This window comes from Actinomadura macrotermitis (assembly GCF_009604375.1).
In the GTDB taxonomy this organism is placed as follows: Bacteria; Actinomycetota; Actinomycetes; order Streptosporangiales; family Streptosporangiaceae; genus Spirillospora; species Spirillospora macrotermitis.
In genome coordinates this window covers 66,024-81,336 of sequence record NZ_WEGH01000007.1, presented here as the reverse complement: position 1 = coordinate 81,336, position 15,313 = coordinate 66,024, and the positions used below count along the sequence as shown (strand labels likewise).

18 protein-coding genes and 1 pseudogene are annotated in these 15,313 nt (G+C 73.8%); 9 read left to right on the top strand and 10 right to left on the bottom strand.

The genetic code is table 11. The features are described from left to right. Window positions 1–74: 74 nt before the first annotated feature. Window positions 75–521 (bottom strand): annotated as a pseudogene (locus tag ACRB68_RS39010) (integrase core domain-containing protein); the annotation flags it as partial. Window positions 522–1,270: 749 nt separating this feature from the next. On the opposite strand from ACRB68_RS39010, the gene ACRB68_RS39005 reads away from it, so the two are divergent. Genes ACRB68_RS39005 through ACRB68_RS38995 form a run of 3 tightly spaced genes read left to right on the top strand, consistent with a single transcriptional unit; the run spans window position 1,271 to window position 3,215 of the window. Next, window positions 1,271–1,816 carry a TetR/AcrR family transcriptional regulator gene (locus tag ACRB68_RS39005; protein WP_194293619.1) on the top strand — a complete coding sequence of 182 codons (546 nt, stop codon included), beginning with the start codon at window positions 1,271–1,273 and terminating at the stop codon, window positions 1,814–1,816. A 44-nt stretch (window positions 1,817–1,860) separates the two neighbouring features. Further along, complete coding sequence (locus ACRB68_RS39000) at window positions 1,861–2,271, top strand: hypothetical protein (protein ID WP_153541900.1); 411 nt, start codon at window positions 1,861–1,863, stop codon at window positions 2,269–2,271. Window positions 2,272–2,279: 8 nt separating this feature from the next. Further along, window positions 2,280–3,215: an NAD-dependent epimerase/dehydratase family protein gene (locus ACRB68_RS38995; protein ID WP_194293618.1), complete on the top strand. Its 936-nt coding sequence runs from the start codon at window positions 2,280–2,282 to the stop codon at window positions 3,213–3,215. Between the two features lie 13 nt (window positions 3,216–3,228). Here ACRB68_RS38995 and ACRB68_RS38990 read toward each other — a convergent pair whose 3' ends face one another. Continuing rightward, window positions 3,229–3,822, bottom strand: coding sequence for a TetR/AcrR family transcriptional regulator (locus tag ACRB68_RS38990; protein WP_153541898.1), 594 nt, complete (start codon window positions 3,820–3,822; stop codon window positions 3,229–3,231). Window positions 3,823–3,919: 97 nt separating this feature from the next. On the opposite strand from ACRB68_RS38990, the gene ACRB68_RS38985 reads away from it, so the two are divergent. Next, the gene (locus tag ACRB68_RS38985; RefSeq protein WP_153541896.1) at window positions 3,920–4,816 is read left to right on the top strand and encodes an alpha/beta fold hydrolase; all 897 of its coding nucleotides are present in this window, start codon (window positions 3,920–3,922) and stop codon (window positions 4,814–4,816) included. After that, entirely contained in the window at window positions 4,813–5,712 is a 900-nt protein-coding gene (locus ACRB68_RS38980; RefSeq protein ID WP_153541894.1) for an alpha/beta fold hydrolase, read from the top strand. The genes ACRB68_RS38985 and ACRB68_RS38980 overlap by 4 nt, the downstream gene beginning before the upstream one ends. Window positions 5,713–5,739: 27 nt before the next feature. Here ACRB68_RS38980 and ACRB68_RS38975 read toward each other — a convergent pair whose 3' ends face one another. Beyond that, window positions 5,740–6,888, bottom strand: a complete 1,149-nt coding sequence (locus ACRB68_RS38975; protein WP_153541892.1) for an NAD(P)-binding protein — start codon at window positions 6,886–6,888, stop codon at window positions 5,740–5,742. Window positions 6,889–6,961: 73 nt separating this feature from the next. Here ACRB68_RS38975 and ACRB68_RS38970 point away from each other — a divergent pair, with 73 nt between their 5' ends. Next, window positions 6,962–7,102: a hypothetical protein gene (locus ACRB68_RS38970; RefSeq protein WP_153541890.1), complete on the top strand. Its 141-nt coding sequence runs from the start codon at window positions 6,962–6,964 to the stop codon at window positions 7,100–7,102. Window positions 7,103–7,308: 206 nt separating this feature from the next. Here the strand turns inward: ACRB68_RS38970 and ACRB68_RS38965 are convergent, their stop codons facing one another. Next, window positions 7,309–7,674 carry a peptidase inhibitor family I36 protein gene (locus ACRB68_RS38965; protein ID WP_153541888.1) on the bottom strand — a complete coding sequence of 122 codons (366 nt, stop codon included), beginning with the start codon at window positions 7,672–7,674 and terminating at the stop codon, window positions 7,309–7,311. A 285-nt stretch (window positions 7,675–7,959) separates the two neighbouring features. Between ACRB68_RS38965 and ACRB68_RS38960 the strand changes: the two genes are divergently transcribed. Beyond that, on the top strand, window positions 7,960–8,757 hold the full coding sequence (locus ACRB68_RS38960) for an SAM-dependent methyltransferase (RefSeq protein ID WP_153541886.1): 798 nt from the start codon (window positions 7,960–7,962) through the stop codon (window positions 8,755–8,757). Window positions 8,758–8,809: 52 nt separating this feature from the next. Here ACRB68_RS38960 and ACRB68_RS38955 read toward each other — a convergent pair whose 3' ends face one another. From ACRB68_RS38955 to ACRB68_RS38935, 5 genes are all read right to left on the bottom strand, one after another. Continuing rightward, on the bottom strand, window positions 8,810–10,021 hold the full coding sequence (locus ACRB68_RS38955; RefSeq protein ID WP_153541884.1) for an MFS transporter: 1,212 nt from the start codon (window positions 10,019–10,021) through the stop codon (window positions 8,810–8,812). 257 nt (window positions 10,022–10,278) lie between these two features. Then, window positions 10,279–11,241, bottom strand: coding sequence for a VOC family protein (locus tag ACRB68_RS38950; RefSeq protein WP_153541882.1), 963 nt, complete (start codon window positions 11,239–11,241; stop codon window positions 10,279–10,281). A 3-nt stretch (window positions 11,242–11,244) separates the two neighbouring features. After that, on the bottom strand, window positions 11,245–12,237 hold the full coding sequence (locus tag ACRB68_RS38945; RefSeq protein WP_153541880.1) for a PrpF domain-containing protein: 993 nt from the start codon (window positions 12,235–12,237) through the stop codon (window positions 11,245–11,247). Beyond that, complete coding sequence (locus ACRB68_RS38940) at window positions 12,234–12,935, bottom strand: 4-carboxy-4-hydroxy-2-oxoadipate aldolase/oxaloacetate decarboxylase (protein ID WP_153541878.1); 702 nt, start codon at window positions 12,933–12,935, stop codon at window positions 12,234–12,236. The genes ACRB68_RS38945 and ACRB68_RS38940 overlap by 4 nt, the downstream gene beginning before the upstream one ends. Beyond that, window positions 12,932–13,651: a PIG-L deacetylase family protein gene (locus ACRB68_RS38935; protein WP_153541876.1), complete on the bottom strand. Its 720-nt coding sequence runs from the start codon at window positions 13,649–13,651 to the stop codon at window positions 12,932–12,934. Before ACRB68_RS38935 ends, ACRB68_RS38940 begins: the two co-directional genes overlap by 4 nt. Before the next feature lie 97 nt (window positions 13,652–13,748). On the opposite strand from ACRB68_RS38935, the gene ACRB68_RS38930 reads away from it, so the two are divergent. Continuing rightward, window positions 13,749–13,934, top strand: a complete 186-nt coding sequence (locus ACRB68_RS38930; protein WP_153541874.1) for a hypothetical protein — start codon at window positions 13,749–13,751, stop codon at window positions 13,932–13,934. Further along, complete coding sequence (locus ACRB68_RS38925; RefSeq protein WP_153541872.1) at window positions 13,927–14,553, top strand: GntR family transcriptional regulator; 627 nt, start codon at window positions 13,927–13,929, stop codon at window positions 14,551–14,553. Before ACRB68_RS38930 ends, ACRB68_RS38925 begins: the two co-directional genes overlap by 8 nt. A gap of 43 nt (window positions 14,554–14,596) precedes the next feature. Here the strand turns inward: ACRB68_RS38925 and ACRB68_RS38920 are convergent, their stop codons facing one another. Then, complete coding sequence (locus ACRB68_RS38920; protein WP_153541870.1) at window positions 14,597–15,310, bottom strand: dienelactone hydrolase family protein; 714 nt, start codon at window positions 15,308–15,310, stop codon at window positions 14,597–14,599. Between the last annotated feature and the right edge of the window lie 3 nt (window positions 15,311–15,313).

Here is a 15,313-nt window from a genome sequence, read left to right as displayed (position 1 = left end):
AGGCGTCTGACCGCGTCCTGATCGTCGGCGCGGCCGGCGCGGGAGGCGGTGGCGTGGGGGTGCGGCAGGCGGTCCTAGGTGTGTTGTCCTGACAGGTTGGTGACGCGGCTGGCGGGTGTTTGGCCGTTGATGCCGGTGTGGGGTCGGTGGTGGTTGTACCAGCCCAGCCAGTCGGGGAATGCCGCTTGGCGTTCGGTGTCTGAGGTGCAGGGCCGGATGTAGGCCCGTTCTTCGAGCAGGGTGCGGTGGAAGCGTTCGACCTTGCCGTTGGTCTGCGGCCGCCAGGGCCGGGTCCAGCGCGGGCCGATGCCCAGTTCGTGGCAGGAGAGGCGCCAGGTGGACTTGGTGCAGGCCCAGGCGTTGTCGGTCAGCACCCGTTCGAGGGTGATGCCGTGTGCGGCGAACCAGGCGGTGGCCCGGCGCAGGAAGGCGGCGCAGGTGGCTGCGGTCTCATCGGGCAGGGCTTGGGTGCAGGCCAGGCGGGAGTGATCGTCCAGGACGGTGTGCAGGTAGGTGTAGCCGACGCCGGTCCGATGGCGGCGGCCTTCGGGCTGCTCGTGCCGGGCGGCAAGGCGTACCAGAGCACCGGCACGCAGATCAGCGACGCCCAAGCGGTGGCGGTGATCGCCGCACCTGCTGACGATGAGAGCGTTGCGCATCGGGTGAGGCCAAAGTCCTTCCCGGCTTCCCGGAGCGGCCGCGAGGTGGCTGAGGGATTCACCGGGCTGCCGGCGGCCGCCCAATGGCCGAAGTCGCTGCCGGCTCCAAGCTGGACAGCTGTCCCCAGGCCTCGTCTGGGGACGCAAGACCTGGGGCACCCTGATCACTTTGCAGCAATACGCTTCCGCTGAACACGCTGCACTCACCACGGCCGACACCTCAGCCGGCATCACGGCCGAGGCCGGCGGCGCACTGATCAGCGCGAACACCATCGCCCTGGGCGAATCCAGCCGGGTGAACGACGACGAACGCTACCGCCGCCGCCCACGTCCGCCAGGTCGTCCAGGCCGAGGCCGCACTCCTCCACATGCTCATCGCGAAGCGCCGCCGGTCTGGTGCGTCGGCGAGTGGCCCAGCAGGACGTGTTCCATGCGTTCCGACTCCTCGCGGACGGCGACGAGGTCCGCTCGATGCTGCGGACGGAGTGTCGGTGCGATGGGCGTGCTTCTCTCGCTCAGCCCCTGTGGTTAGCTCTGCAAGCGTGGATGATTCGCAAGTTCCTGCTCAGCCATCGGATCTGAGTACCTACGCGCGTATCCGGAACGCCGCGTTGCAGGGGTTCGCCGCCAAGGGCGTCGCCGCGACGTCGATCCGGGACGTCGCCGCCGCCGCCGGGTTGTCGCCGGGGCTGGTGCAGCATCATTTCGGCACCAAGGCCCGGCTGCGCGAGGCGGTCGACGAGTACGTGGTCGCGGTCGCCGTGGAGACCTTCCGTGATCTAGTCCAGGGCGGCGGCGAGGCGGAGTGGGACGCGATGGGCGACACGGTGACGGCCTGGGTCCGCGACAACGCGGTCGCGCTGCGGTACCTGGCGCGGGCGCTCGCCGAGGGGGACGAGGAGGCGGCGAAGATCTTCGACGCGCTGGTCGGGATCGCGCGCACCGGCTGGCTGGCGCCGCTCGAGCGCGAGGGGCGGCTGCGCGACGGCGCCGACCGGGAGTGGGCCGCGATCCACGTGGTGGTGTTCAACCTGGCCTGCGTGTTCTTCGAGCCGGTCATCAGCCGGCATCTTCCCGGGCCGTTCTTCGATCCCGAGCAGCTGCGCCGGTGGAACACGGCGACGACGGAGCTGTACCGCCGGGCCCTGACCACCTGACCGATGCGCTTGTATTGCAAAAAATACACTTGTATCGTGGCGGCATGACGCGGTTCGTGCGGTTCTGGAAGGACGGCGGCGGTGCGGCCGGCGACGGCCCGGTGCACGTCAGCATGAACGACTACCTGGTGCACCGCTTCCGCGACGTCCCCCGCGTGGCGAGGGCCGGGTTGCGGTTCCGCCGCGCCTGGCCGGAGACCGAGGGGGCGCTCGGCCTGTGGCTCGCCACGGCGGGCGACGGGCGGCGGCAGATCTCGGTCTCGGTCTGGCGGGAGCCGGCCGACCTCAAGCTCTTCGTCCACTCGCCGAGCCACCGGCAGGTGGTGCGCGACTTCCGTGACGCCGGAGCGCTCATCACCACCGCCTGGACAGCCGAGCGACTCGATCGCCGGCTGATCTGGGGCCAGGCCGTGGAGCGCCTCACCGGCGCGCTGCCCGAGGCCCGCCACCACTAGAGGCGACCATGGCCACGGTGCTGGTGCTGGGCGGTTACGGCGCGGTCGGCCGCCACCTCGTCACACGGCTGCGGCAGGACGGGCATACCGCGCTCGCGGCCGGCCGGGACGCCGTCCGCGCCGACCGGACGGTCGACCTCGCCCGGCCCGGCCTGCGCTCCTACCGGTCCGCGCTGAGCGGCGTGGACGTCGTGGTCAACGCCTCGGGCGTGGAGGAGCCGCGGCTGGCCGAGCAGGCGACGGCGCGGGGCGCCGCGTTCGTCGACATCACGGCCACCGCCTCCTACATCGCCGCGCTGGAACGGCTCGACCCGCCGCGGCCGGTGCTCCTCAGCGTCGGGCTGGCCCCCGGCCTGACCAATCTGCTCGCCGCCGCCGTCCACCGCGCCGCTCCCGGCCCGGTCGACGTGGCCGTCCTGCTCGGAGCGGGCGAACGGCACGGCCCGGCGGCCGGCGAATGGACCTACCGGCTGCTCGGCAGGCGTTTCCACCACCACGGCGACACGATCCGCAACTTCACCCGGCCCCGGCGGTTCGACCTGCCCCGCCTCGGCCGCAGGCGGCTCTACCGCCTGGACTTCTCCGATCAGCACACCCTCAGCCGGGACCTGGGCGTCCCGGTGCGCACCTACTTCGGCCTCGACTCCAGGGCGGCGACCACCGCCCTGGCCGCCCTGACCTGGCTGCCCGGCGGCTCGCGCCCGCCCCGCGGCCTGCACGTCCCGGGCGGCGACGGCTGGCTCGTCCTGGCCCGCGGCCACGACGGCACCACGCGATGGGCCCGCGGGCGCGGCCAGTCCCACGGCACGGCGGTCATCGCGGCCGCCGCCGTCGGCCTGGCGACCGCGCTGCCGCCCGGAACCCGCCATCTCCACCACGGCCTCGGCCTCGGCGACCTCCCCGCGGGCCGGGGCATCGAGTTCGGCGCCCCGGCCGGACGCTGAGACGGGCCCCGGGTCAGCGGCGCAGGCCGTGCAGGAGTGCCAGGACGGCGGGCTCGGCTTCGGCGCGGGCGGCGGCGGGGTCGTCGGCGGCGGCGATGAGCAGGCCGGCCTCGCCCAGCCCGGCGAGGAGCACATGGGCGAGGGGCCGGAGCGGGACGTCGTCGCGCAGCAGCCCGGCCGCCCGGCCCGCTTCGAGCCCCGCGACCACGACGCCGAGGGCGTAGCGCTCGTCGATGTCGCGCCACTCGGCCCAGCCGAGCACGGACGGCGCCTCGACCAGGCCGATGCGCGCCCGGTCCGGCTCCACGCAGGACCGCAGGAAGGTCCGCGTCCCCGCTTCGAGGGCCGCCAGCGGGTCGGCGCCGCCCAGGCCGGCCATGTCCGCGGCCACCCGCTCCATCAGCTCCTGCTGGAGCTGCTCGTACACGGCCCGGAACAGGTCCTTCTTGTCCTTGAAGTGGTGGTACATGGCGCCCCGGGAGCTGCCGGCGCGCTCGACGATCTCCGGGGTGCCGACCGCCGCGTAGCCGCGCTCGGCGAACAGCGCGCGCGCCGCCGCGATCAGGTTGGCACGGGTCGCTTCGGACTTCTCGGCCTGCCGGCTCATCGCTGGTCTCTCCATGGTTCGTCCGCCGCCCTTTAAAACAGGCAGCCTGTTTGTTATCTTCGCTTCCGGACCCATTCTCTCGGCAAGGGGCGTGGAGATGAGCGATGCACGGACCGCCACCCCGGCGCGGTGGCGTGACGCGGACCTGGGCGCACGGCGCGAGATCGAGGTGCCGGGCGGGCGGATCGCGGTGTTCGAGGCGGGCGAGGGCGCACCGGTGGTGTTCGTCCACGGCGTCCTGGCCAACGCCAACCTCTGGCGCCGGGTGGTGGCGCGGCTGTCGGACCGCTACCGCTGCGTGACGCTGGACCTGCCGTTCGGCGCGCACACGACGGCGATGCCCGGCGCCGACCTCACCCCGCCGGCCCTGGCCGCCATGGTCGCCGCCGCGATCGAGGCCCTGGACGCCGGGCCGGTCACCCTGGTCGGCAACGACAGCGGCGGGGCCGTCTGCCAGATCGTCGCGACGACCCGGCCCGGCCTGGTCGGCCGGCTCGTGCTCACCTCGTGCGACGCCTACGACAACTTCCCGCCGCGGTTCTTCGGCTACCTCAAGGTCGTGGTGCGCGTCCCCGGCGGGATCGGGGCGCTGCTGAACACGCTGCGCCTGCTCCCGCCGCTGCGCCGGCTGCCGATCGCCTTCGGCTGGCTGGCGAACCGTCCGCTGCCGCGCGCGGTGAGCGACTCCTACGTCCTGCCCGCCTGCGTGGACCCCGGCGTCCGCGACGACCTGCACCGGGTGCTGCGCGGCCTGGACCGGCGGCACACCATCGCCGCCGCGAAGCGGTTCGGGGACTTCACCTCGCCGGTGCTCATCGCCTGGTCCGAACGCGACCGCTTCTTCCCCGCCGCCCACGCCGAGCGGCTGGCCGCCGACCTGGCCGGCGCCCGGCTCGCCTGGATCCCCGGGGCGCGCACCTTCTCCCCCGAGGACCAGCCCGCCCGCCTGGCCTCCGCGATCGCCGGGTTCGTCCCGGAGCAGGCCGCCCGGTGAGCACCCGGCCCCTCCCCCACCTGGACGGCGTCGAGCACCGGTTCGTCGACGTCGACGGCCTGCGCATGCACGTGGCCCTGGCCGGGCGGGGCGAACCGCTGGTCCTGCTGCACGGCTGGCCCCAGCACTGGTGGCAGTGGCGGCACCTCATCGGCCCGCTCGCCGAGCACCACCGGGTCATCTGCCCGGACCTGCGCGGCCTCGGCTGGACCGCGGCCCCGCCGGACGGCTACAGCCCCGCCGCCATGGCCGACGACGTGATCGGCCTGCTCGACCGGCTCGGCGTGCCCGCCTTCGCCCTGATCGGGCACGACTGGGGAGGGGCCGCCGGGTACGTCCTCGCCCTCCGGCATCCCGGGCGGGTGACACGCCTCATCGCGATCAACACCGCGAACCCCTTCCTGCGCCCGACCCCGCGGGTCCTCGTCGACGGAACCCGGCTGTGGCACATCGTCGCCAACGCCGCCGGCCGCCGGCCCGCGGGATCGGTGATACCGCGCTGGGCGCTGCGCCACTGGGCGACGCGTCCCGGCGCGCTGTCCCCCGAGGACCGGCTGGTCTTCCTGGCCCAGTTCTGCGAACCCGCGCGGGTGCGCGCCACCGTCCGCTACTACCGGAACCTGCTGCTCCGGGAGATCCCGTCGCTGCTGGCGGGCCGGTACCGGTGGGCGCGCCTGACCGTTCCCACGCTCGTGCTGTCGGGCGACCGGGACCCGCTCCTGCCGCCCGGCCAGATGTCCGGCTTCGGCGGGCACGCCACCGACCTGCGCGTGGAACTCCTCGAAGGCGTCGGCCACTTCCCGGCCACCGAGGATCCCGCCGAGGTCGTGCGGCGGATCCTGCGGTTCCTCGCGGCCAGGCCCCTGCCATGGGCCGGCGAGCCGTCCTTGAAGTAGTCCCGCGGCGTCTTCGCCGGGATCACCTCACGGGGTGCCCGAGGAGGTCGCGAGGCGGGCGGCGATGAGGGCGCTGTTGATGGAGATCTCGCCGCGCATCCCCGGAGCGGCGACCATGTCCCCGGCCAGGAACACGCCGTCGCCGCGATCGATGGCCGGACGGTCGCGCCAGGTCCGGCCGGGCAGGTCGAGCGCGCCGGTGCGGCCCTTGGCGATCGCGGAGCGCTGGAAGGTGACCCGGCCGGCCCATCCGGGCAGGAGCCGGTCGGCGAAGGCGCGCAGGCGCAGGTGCGCCTGCTCGTGCGGCTCGGCGGCCCGCACGGGCATCTGGAGCTGGTAGAGCGACTCGCCGCGGGGGGCGATGGTGTCGTCCTGCATCGTGTAGCTCTCGTGGAAGCCGCCTTCGTCGAGGTCGAAGGCCAGGGTGCGGTCGCGGCGGTCGGCGGTGACGGCGATGTCGAGCAGAGCGGTGTGGCCGCTGGTCCACTCCAGCTTCTCGCCGAGGAGCCGGGACGCCGCGGACAGCTCGGTGGCCACGATGACCGGTCCGCCCTCGGGCAGGGAGTCGATGCGGGCGCCGGTCTCGATCTTGACACCGAGCCCCGCGGCGTGCGCGGCCATGCGGTCGAGCACGGTCTGCCAGCCGCCGCGGACCCAGCGGATCGCGGGCGGGTTCGGCCCGAGCACCCGCTGGAACAGGTCCCAGACGAACGCCGCCGACAGGCGTCCCGTGCCGGCGTCGTAGGTGACCACGCTGATGGCGTTGGCCATCTGCCGTGCGGTGCCCTCGCCCCAGCGGCCCGAAGCCCAGGCGTGGAAGTCCTCGTCGACGGGGGCTTGGAGCCGGCGCCGCGACTGCGCGCGCAGCATCCGGGCCGGCGGGGCCAGGCGCAGGCGGCCGTCGACGCGGAAGCGCGCGCGGGCGAAGGCGGCCGGCGACGGCCAGCCCAGCCCCTTGACGAAGCCGCGTTCGGCCAGCCACGTGTAGTGGGGTCCGTCCGCGTAGAACACATGGGCGCCGTCGTGGGCCACGTACGGCGCGGGCGTCGCCCTGCCGCGCCCGCCGAGCGCGCGGTGCGCCTCGTACAGCAGGACGTCGGCGCCGGCCTCCGCGCAGGCGATGGACGCGGTCAGGCCCGCCAGGCCGCCGCCGATGATGGTGATGTCGGTCGTCATGCCGTCAAGGACGCGGCACCGGCCCGGCTTGTGACATGCCCGCGGATTCCCCGGCGGCAAGACGCAGCTCGCCGTGGAGACCACCGCCCAAGCCGCGCGGCAATGGGGCGAGGCCATCGACGCCATCGAGGGCGCGTTTCTGCTGGCGCGTACCCGGCGCGACATCGCCCAAGAGCTCCCCTCCCCAACGGACGCGGTCGCCGATCAGGCCTAAGGCGTCTCACCGAAAGAAGCACCGGCACTGATCGTGGCGGTGGCCGACGCTCGACTACTTCTCGCTCGCACAGGCCGACGGCGCCGACTCCCAGGGCATCCTCGCCAAGCGAAGCACCCACGAGCGGGAACTCAGGAAACTGTGCAACGGATGATCGGCTGCAATGGCGACCGTCCTGCGATCAGCGCGCGAGGGCCTTCAGCGGGTCATTTCCAGCTATGGATGTAGACACCGGGCGCGGTGAAGGAACCGCCGGGAGCGATGGTGATGACGTCACCCTTGCAGCCGCCGCCGGTATAGAAGGACCGGAACTGGTTGTCATGGTTGACGACGGACCGGGCGGGGCGCGCAGGAGTGGGCCCGCAGCCGGGGGACGAGGGCTTGGGGACGGCCACCATCTCACCGGCGAAAGCGCCACCGCTCCAAAAGCACACAGAGCCATCGGGGCAGGAGCCGGGCCCGGTCGGCCGCGTCGCGCCGGCCGGAGCGGCCGGCACGATCGTGACCGCCCAGGCCAGCGCGATCGCCGCGGCGGTGAATCTGGGGCGGGAGACGGACCGGTAGACGGGCATGGTTCCTCCGAACGGCAAGGCGCGCGGTCATTTCGGCAGGCAGGAGCCGCAAAAGGCGGCCTATCCTGTAATGAATTGACTACTCTGGGTGATGATATCGCACGCGGTGTACAGCGGTGAGGAAGCGCGCGCTGAGGGATGCCGCGCTCCTGCTTGGCCGACTCCAGCCATAGATCGGCGACCCGCGCTTCTGGCGCGTGGATCTGCTGTCATGTAGACGACCCGGTCCACCCACATCCGTCGTCCGCCCCCCAGGCGGCAGAGCGGACGGCACGGAGGCGCGCTATGACCACCCAATCCCCGCCCGGCGGCCCGATCGACACCTCCGTGCCGCACTCGGCCCGCATCTGGAACTACTGGCTCGGCGGCAAGGACAACTACCCCGTGGACCAGGAGGCCGGCGACGCCTACGCCAAGGTGTACCCCGACATCGTGCACCTCGCCCGGGCCTCCCGGGCGTTCCTCGGCCGCGCCGTACGCCACCTCGCCGGCGAGCACGGCGTGCGCCAGTTCCTCGACATCGGCACCGGCCTGCCCGTCGAGGAGAACACCCACCAGGCCGCCCAGCGCGTCGCCCCCGAGAGCCACATCGTCTACGTGGACAACGACCCGCTCGTCCTCGCCCACGCCCGCGCCCTGCTCACCAGCAGGCCCGAGGGCGCCACCAGTTACATCGACGCCGACCTGCACGACCCCGACGGCATCATGGACCAGGCCGAGCCGCTCCTGGACTTCTCCCGTCCGGTCGCGCTGATGCTCATGGGCATCCTCGGCCACATCAACGACGACGACGAGGCCGTCCAGATCACCCGCCGCCTCCTGGACCGGCTCCCGCCGGGCAGTTTCCTCACCCTCTACGACGGCGCCGCCACCGACGAGGCCTTCGTCGAGGCGCAGGAGGAGTACGACGACACCGGCGCCATCCCCTACCGCCTGCGCTCCCCCGACCAGATCCGCGGCTTCTTCGCCGGCCTCGACCTCATCGAGCCCGGTGTCGTGCCGCTCCACGCCTGGCGCCCCGCCCCCTCGCCCGCGCCTCCCCGGGAGGTCGACGGCTACGGAGGCATCGGCCGCAAGCGGTGAGACGCCGTCGCCCCGGGGCCGCCGAGGCGGTCCCGGGGCGACGGGCGGGCGCCTACTCGGCGGCCGGGGCGGCCGGGGAGAGGGTGCGCGGCAGCAGGGCCACGATCGCCGCGCCGAGCACGGCGGGGATCATGAAGGCGATGAAACCGGCCCGCGGCGAGACCACCAGGGCCGTCGCCAGCGACAGGTAGGACGGCCCGGCGATCGCGCCGAGCCGGCCGACGCCGAGGCCGACGCCGAGGCCCGTGCCGCGCAGGTGCGGCGGGTAGAAGGCCGACATGTACGCGATGATCATGTTCTGGCAGCCCAGCGAGCCGAGCCCGGCGAGGGCCGAGACCACCAGCAGCAGCGGGCGCGGCTGGTTGGAGCTGAGGGTGAGCAGGGCCACCGCGGCCAGGGCGAAGGTGCCCATGGTGACGTACTTGAGGTGGCCGCGGTCGGCGAGCAGTGAGACCAGCAGGCCGCCCGCGCTCGCCCCGACGGTGAAGGCGATCATGAACTCCAGGGACGAGCCCAGGTTGTAGCCGCTCTTCATCATGATCGTCGGCAGCCACGCGGTGGTGCTGTAGACCAGCGCCATGCTCATGAACGTCGCCACCCAGAGCAGGACGGTGCCGCGCCGGGCCTGCGGGGTGAACAGCTCCGCGACGGGGCGGCGGGCGCCCTGGGCCGGTTCGGGCCGCCCCGCCGGGACCGTCAGCCAGATGGCCGGCACGAGGAGGACGGGCAGGACGCCGATCCAGAACAGGGTCTGGAAGTGGTGCCCGGGGAGCAGGAAGCGCCCGAGCAGCGCCGAGGCGGTGCCGCCGACGCCGATGGAGCCGAGCGCGATCGCCAGGTGCAGGGTGCGGCGGCCGGCCGGGGCGCCGTCGGAGACCAGCGCCGAGACCAGCGGCGCGAGCGCGCCGATGCCGATGCCGGTGCAGAACCGGGCGGCGCCCAGCTGGGTGAGGTCGCCCGCGAGCGCGGCGGCCAGCATCGCCGCCGAGATCCAGGCGACCGACACCGCCAGCGGGGTGCGGCGGCCCCACCGGTCGGCGGCCCAGCCCGCCAGGACGGACCCGAACGGCATCCCCATGGCCGTGACGCTGCCGAGCGTGCCGAGGGAGGAGGGCACCGCGCCCCAGGACCGGTCGTGCATCAGGCTCGGGCCGATGGTGCCGAGGGTGAACAGGTCGTAGCCGTCGATGAACAGGACGAGGCACGCCAGGGTGAGCATGCCCGCTCGCGTGCGTGTCGCTGGAGGCGCGAGGGTCGCGGTCACGGGTTCTCCTTACGCGAAGGCCCCGCTCCCGTGCCGGGGCGGCACGGACGGGTGTGGCGGGGCCTGGGTGGGGGTGGGCGGAGCGGGCGGGGAGCGTGTCAGGAGGGGACGGGAGCCCGGCACGGGAGCTGGACCACGGCGCCGGACTAATTCATAGTAATGATTAGAGTGATAATGCTCACTCGCTCACCCCGGCGTCAAGAGCCCGGGACCGACAATGTTCATGATGAATAGGCTTGTTTTGTCCGGCCGGTTCGTCAGTCCACCGGCGGGGTGCCGTGGCGGTGGAAGGACTCGATGGTCTTCAGGCCCCACGCCTGGCCCTTGGCCCGTTCCGCCTCGGTCCAGGTGACCACCTGCCAGTCCGGTGCCAGCATCATCCGGGCCCCGGCGTTGCACAGCTCGATGCGGTTGCCGCCCGGCTCGTAGACGTAGAGGAAGAACGTCTGCTGGATGGCGTGCTTGTGCGGGCCGGTCTCGATGTGGACGCCGGCCTCCAGGAAGACGTCGGCGGCGCGCAGGATGTCCTCGCGCGTGTCGGTGGCGAACGCGACATGGTGCAGCCGGCCCGCGGTGCCCGTCCGGTCGCCGGTGTAGACCAGGTCGTAGGTCTTGTCCGAGACGGTGGTCCAGAAGCCCGAGACCTCGCCGCCGTCGAGCATGATCTGCTCGGTCGGCCTGGCCCGGATCCGCTCGGTCAGGAAGGACCGGGCGCCCGGCATGTCGGCGGCCAGGTAGTTGACGTGGTCCAGGCGGCGGATGTTGGCGCCCCGGCCGGGGAAGCGGGCGGCCTGGTTCTTCAGCGCCGGGCGCTGCCCCTCCCCCGGCCGGTACCACTCGGTGTCCCAGTACAGGCCGAACTCGTGGCCGTCGGGGTCCTGGCACAGGTAGACGTCGCCGAGGCCGAACTCGCCGGTGACCCAGCGGCCGCCGGGCAGTTCGGCCACCCGGCGCCGCAGCGCGTCCGGGCCGGCCGCCCGCAGGTAGGTGCGGCCGATGCCGGACCGGTCCCGTTCGGTGATCTTGACGGTGAACCGCTCGTAGTCGTCCCAGGCGTGGACGTAGACCGACCGGCCGTCGCGGCCCACCTCCTCCATGCCCATGAGGCCGGTGAAGAAGGCGGTGGTGGCGTCGGCGTCGGGGGTGAACAGCTCGACCGAGCCGACATGGGCGATGTCGCGGCAGCGTTCGGTGAACTCGGCGGGCGGGATCTGCGGCATGGGTCAGCTCCGGTGGAGAGGGCGGGGCCAGGCGGTCCCGTCGGACAGCAGGCGGGCGGTGCGCAGGACCGCCGCACCCCCCGAGGGGGTGCGGCGGGTGTCGAAGCGGCCGGTCGGGTGCTCCAGCCGGACCAGGTCGGTTCCGGTCGCGTACGGCGCGGCCACCGACCCGGGCAGGCCCACGGCGGTCGCGACGCTGACCGCGCCGAGCACGCCGATCGCCGTATGGCAGCGGTGCGGGATGAAGGTGCGGGTGGCCAGCGTGCCGCCCGCGCGCGGCGCGGAGATCAGGGTGACCTTGGGGACGGTCGCGTCCGCGACGTCGCCGAGCCCCATCAGCTCGCCCGCCCGGAGCCGCACCCGTTCCCGGCGGGCGGTCAGTTCGCCGTCGGCCTCCAGTTCGGCGGGCGTCTCGTGGCCGGTGAGCCCGAAGTCGGCGGCGGCGGCCACCACGACCGGCATCCCGTTGTCGATGCAGGTCACCGGGATGCCGTCGATCTCGTCGCGGACGTTCCCGGTCGGCAGCAGGTCACCGCAGACCGACCCGGCGGTGTCCTGGAACTCCAGCGCGACCTCGATCTCCTCCCCCGGCGCGCCGGGACCGAGCACCGCGGTGACCAGCCCGCCGGTGTTGACCATGCGGATGCGCACGGTGCCGGCGTCCGGCGCGACCAGGCCGCGCAGCCGGGCGTACGGGCCGATCCCGGCCAGGATGTTGCCGCACGGCTGCTCGGCCGACACCAGCGGCCGGTCGACGTGCACCTGGAGGAACAGGTAGTCCACGTCCGCGGTGGCCGGGTCGGCGGCGGGTGACACCACGGCGACCTTGCTGGTCAGGGGGTGACCGCCGCCGAGGCCGTCGATCTGCCGCTCGTCCGGCGAGCCGAGCAGCCGCAGCAGCAGGTCGTCCCGTTCGGCCGGATCGGCCGGCAGGTCGGCGGCGTTGAGGTAGACGCCCTTGGAGGTGCCGCCGCGCAGCACGGCCGCCGGGATCATCCGTCCTCCCCTTCCGGGGTGTACGGCACGTACCGGACGCCGAGCCGCTCCAGCAGCGGGCGCAGTTCGTAGCGGTCGAGCCCGAGCTGGCCGCCGGCCAGTGCCGCCCGGGTCCGCTCCTCGCGTTCGGCCCGGGCCTGTGCGGCGGCGGCGACCTCGGCGGCGCGCGGCCGGGGCACGGTCACCACGCCGTCGTCGTCGGCCACCACCACGTCGCCCGGCCGCACCAGCCGGCCGCCGATGACCAGCGGCACGTTCACGCTGCCGGCGGTGGCCTTGACGGTGCCCTGGGCGCTGACGGCCGTGGACCAGACGGGGAAGCCCATCGCGGTCAGCGGGCCGACGTCGCGCACGCCGGTGCCGATGACCAGCCCCCGCACGCCGCGCGCGCGCAGCGAGGTGGCCAGCAGCTCGCCGAACAGGCCGTCGGTGCACGGCGACGTCGTGGCGACCACCAGCACGTCGCCGTCGCGGCACTGCTCCACGGCCACGTGGATCATCAGGTTGTCGCCGGGGTGGCACAGCGCGGTGACCGCGGTGCCCGCGAGCGCCGCCCCCGGGTAGATCGGCCGGAACGACGGGTCGAGCAGCCCCTCGCGGCCCATGGCCTCGTGCACGGTCGCGACGCCGTGCCCGCCGAGCGCCCGGACGTCCTCGGCGGCGGCGCGCGGCGTCCCGGTCACCACGATCGGCGTCATGCCAGCACCCCGGCGACCTGCGGGTAGACGCGCTGGTACGCCTCGGCGTAGCGGATGGCGCGGTCCCCGCCGTTGCGGACGGCCTGGACGCCCCGGCGGCGCGCCAGCTCGGTGTAGTAGTCCCAGAGGTGCTCCTGGGCGTTCATGCACTCCATGGCGGCGCGCTTGACGTCGAACACCTCGGTGATGTCGACCAGGACGTCCGGCTGGAAGCCGCACATCTCGGGCTGGTGCGGTTCGAAGCGGAAGACCGGCGGCGCGCCGATGATCGGGTGCTCGCTCGGGTAGCCCTCGGCCTGCGCCAGGATGCGCGCCTCCAGGGCCAGTTCGGCGGCGCGCGGGTGGTCGGCGTTGTAGGGGTCGGCGGCGCTGTGCACCAGGATCGCGGCGGGCCGCACGGCCCTGATCCGCTGCACCAGGGCGTCCATCAGCCCCGCGTCGGCGCGCGGCAGCGGGTAGTCCCCGGCGTCCAGGAAGGTGATCTGCGCGCCGAGCGCCTTCGCGGCGGCCTCGGCCTCGGCCCGCCGGGCGGCCTTGACCTGCTCCAGCGTCGCGCCGGACTTCCACAGCGCGGCGGACTCCCCGCGCTCGCCGTAGGAGAGGCAGACCACGTGCGCGCCGGCGCCGCGCCGGGCGGCGAGCGCGGCGTAGCCGCCCGCCCGCCAGACGAAGTCCGCCGCGTGCGCGCTGACGATCAGTACGGGTCCATCGGACATGGACGGCTCCTCAGGTGGCCGAAGGGGTGTGCCGGGAACCCTAGAATTCTGTCGCCAAGATTGTCAATAATCTTGTATCCAATCCTGGGAGGGCTGGATGATCGCGGTGATGGGGCCGGAGTCGCCGGCGGCGGCGCGGGCGGCCGGACGTGAGCCCTGGATGCGGGACAATCTCGAACGGGAGCCGGGCGTCGGCCTGGTGCGCCGCCCGGAGACCGGCAGCCGCGCGCACGCGGTCCGCCGGGTGGCCGAACCGGCCGGGAAGGGAGCGGTGGATGACTGAGGCGACGGTGCTGGACGGGATCCGCGGGGGCATCCGGCACGGCGAGTTCGTCCCGGGCCAGCGGCTGGTCGAGGCCGACCTGATGGAGCGCTTCACCGCCACCCGGGCCGGGGTGCGGCAGGCGCTGGCCGACCTGGCCGCCGAGGGCCTGGTCGAGCGGGTGCCGAACAAGGGCGCGCGGGTCCGCGTGGTCAGCGTCGCCGAGGCCGTGGAGATCACCGAGTGCCGGATGGCGCTGGAGGGCCTCTGCGCGGCCAAGGCCGCCGAACGGGTCACCGAGGCCGACCGCGCCGGGCTGACCGGGCTGGTGGCCAGGATGCGCGCCGCCGTCGAGGCCGGCGACCCGCTCGGCTACTCCGACCTCAACCACCAGGTGCACGGGCGCATCCTGGAGATCTCCGCGCAGCGCACGGCCGTCGCCACCATCGAGCGGCTGCGCGGCCAGCTCGTCCGCCACCAGTTCCGGCTGGCGCTCCAGCCCGACCGGCCGCAGCGGTCACTGGCCGAGCACGAGCGCGTCGTGGCGGCCGTGCTCGCCGGGGACCCCGCGGCGGCCGAGGCCGCGATGCGCGACCACCTGCGCCACGTGATCGACGCCTTGGCGGCCGGCGTCCGGTGAGCCGCGGCGGCTCACCGGACGCCGCGCCGGGAGGCGGCCGGTCTCACTCCCCCGCGGGCAGGTGCCGGTCGAGGAAGGCGTGGGTGCGCGTCCAGGCCAGTTCGGCGGGCTCGTCGCGGTACATGTGCGGGCGGGCGTCGCAGGCGAAGGCGTGGCCCGCACCGGGATAGACGTGCTGGACGAAGTCGGCGCCCGCCGCGGTGAGCGCGTCCTGGATCGCGGTGACCTGCTCGGCCGGGATGGTGGGGTCTTCGGCGCCGACGTGCAGCAGCAGCGGCGCGTCGATCGCCTTGGCGCGGTCGAGCACGGCATGCGGTCCGGCGGCGATGCCCGGGCCGTAGAACACCACCGCCGCGCCCAGACCCGGGATCGCGGTGGCGGCGGTGAACGCGGCACGCCCGCCGAAGCAGAAGCCGACGACGGCGGTCCGCCCGGCGTCAATGCCCTCCTCCTCCAGGAGGCCGAGGGCGGCGCGCACATCGGTGACGATCGCGTCCGGCCCGATGGCCCCGATCAGCGGCATCGCCTCGGCGTGCTGGTCGTAGCCCAGCGTCCCGGCGCCGTTGCGGTGGAACAGGTCCGGGGCTACGGCCAGGAAACCGCGCTCGGCGAACCGGCGGGCGATGTCCTGGATGTGGTCGTTGACGCCGAACGCCTCCTGCAGGACGACGACGGCGCGCGTCGCCGGCGTGGCGGGACGGGCGACGTACACGCGCATCGGCCCGTCAGCGGTCTCGACGGTGGTCCATTCGGTCATGCG

Excerpts from the sequence above, each read along its gene's own strand:
- ACRB68_RS39000 (WP_153541900.1), top strand. The coding sequence starts at position 1,861 with ATGACGCGGTTCGTGCGGTTCTGGAAGGACGGCGGCGGTGCGGCCGGC.
- ACRB68_RS38995 (WP_194293618.1), top strand. The coding sequence starts at position 2,280 with ATGGCCACGGTGCTGGTGCTGGGCGGTTACGGCGCGGTCGGCCGCCAC.
- ACRB68_RS38990 (WP_153541898.1), bottom strand. The coding sequence starts at position 3,822 with ATGAGCCGGCAGGCCGAGAAGTCCGAAGCGACCCGTGCCAACCTGATC.
- ACRB68_RS38985 (WP_153541896.1), top strand. The coding sequence starts at position 3,920 with ATGAGCGATGCACGGACCGCCACCCCGGCGCGGTGGCGTGACGCGGAC.
- ACRB68_RS38975 (WP_153541892.1), bottom strand. The coding sequence starts at position 6,888 with ATGACGACCGACATCACCATCATCGGCGGCGGCCTGGCGGGCCTGACC.
- ACRB68_RS38965 (WP_153541888.1), bottom strand. The coding sequence starts at position 7,674 with ATGCCCGTCTACCGGTCCGTCTCCCGCCCCAGATTCACCGCCGCGGCG.
- ACRB68_RS38960 (WP_153541886.1), top strand. The coding sequence starts at position 7,960 with ATGACCACCCAATCCCCGCCCGGCGGCCCGATCGACACCTCCGTGCCG.
- ACRB68_RS38950 (WP_153541882.1), bottom strand. The coding sequence starts at position 11,241 with ATGCCGCAGATCCCGCCCGCCGAGTTCACCGAACGCTGCCGCGACATC.
- ACRB68_RS38945 (WP_153541880.1), bottom strand. The coding sequence starts at position 12,237 with ATGATCCCGGCGGCCGTGCTGCGCGGCGGCACCTCCAAGGGCGTCTAC.
- ACRB68_RS38940 (WP_153541878.1), bottom strand. The coding sequence starts at position 12,935 with ATGACGCCGATCGTGGTGACCGGGACGCCGCGCGCCGCCGCCGAGGAC.
- ACRB68_RS38935 (WP_153541876.1), bottom strand. The coding sequence starts at position 13,651 with ATGTCCGATGGACCCGTACTGATCGTCAGCGCGCACGCGGCGGACTTC.
- ACRB68_RS38930 (WP_153541874.1), top strand. The coding sequence starts at position 13,749 with ATGATCGCGGTGATGGGGCCGGAGTCGCCGGCGGCGGCGCGGGCGGCC.
- ACRB68_RS38925 (WP_153541872.1), top strand. The coding sequence starts at position 13,927 with ATGACTGAGGCGACGGTGCTGGACGGGATCCGCGGGGGCATCCGGCAC.
- ACRB68_RS38920 (WP_153541870.1), bottom strand. The coding sequence starts at position 15,310 with ATGACCGAATGGACCACCGTCGAGACCGCTGACGGGCCGATGCGCGTG.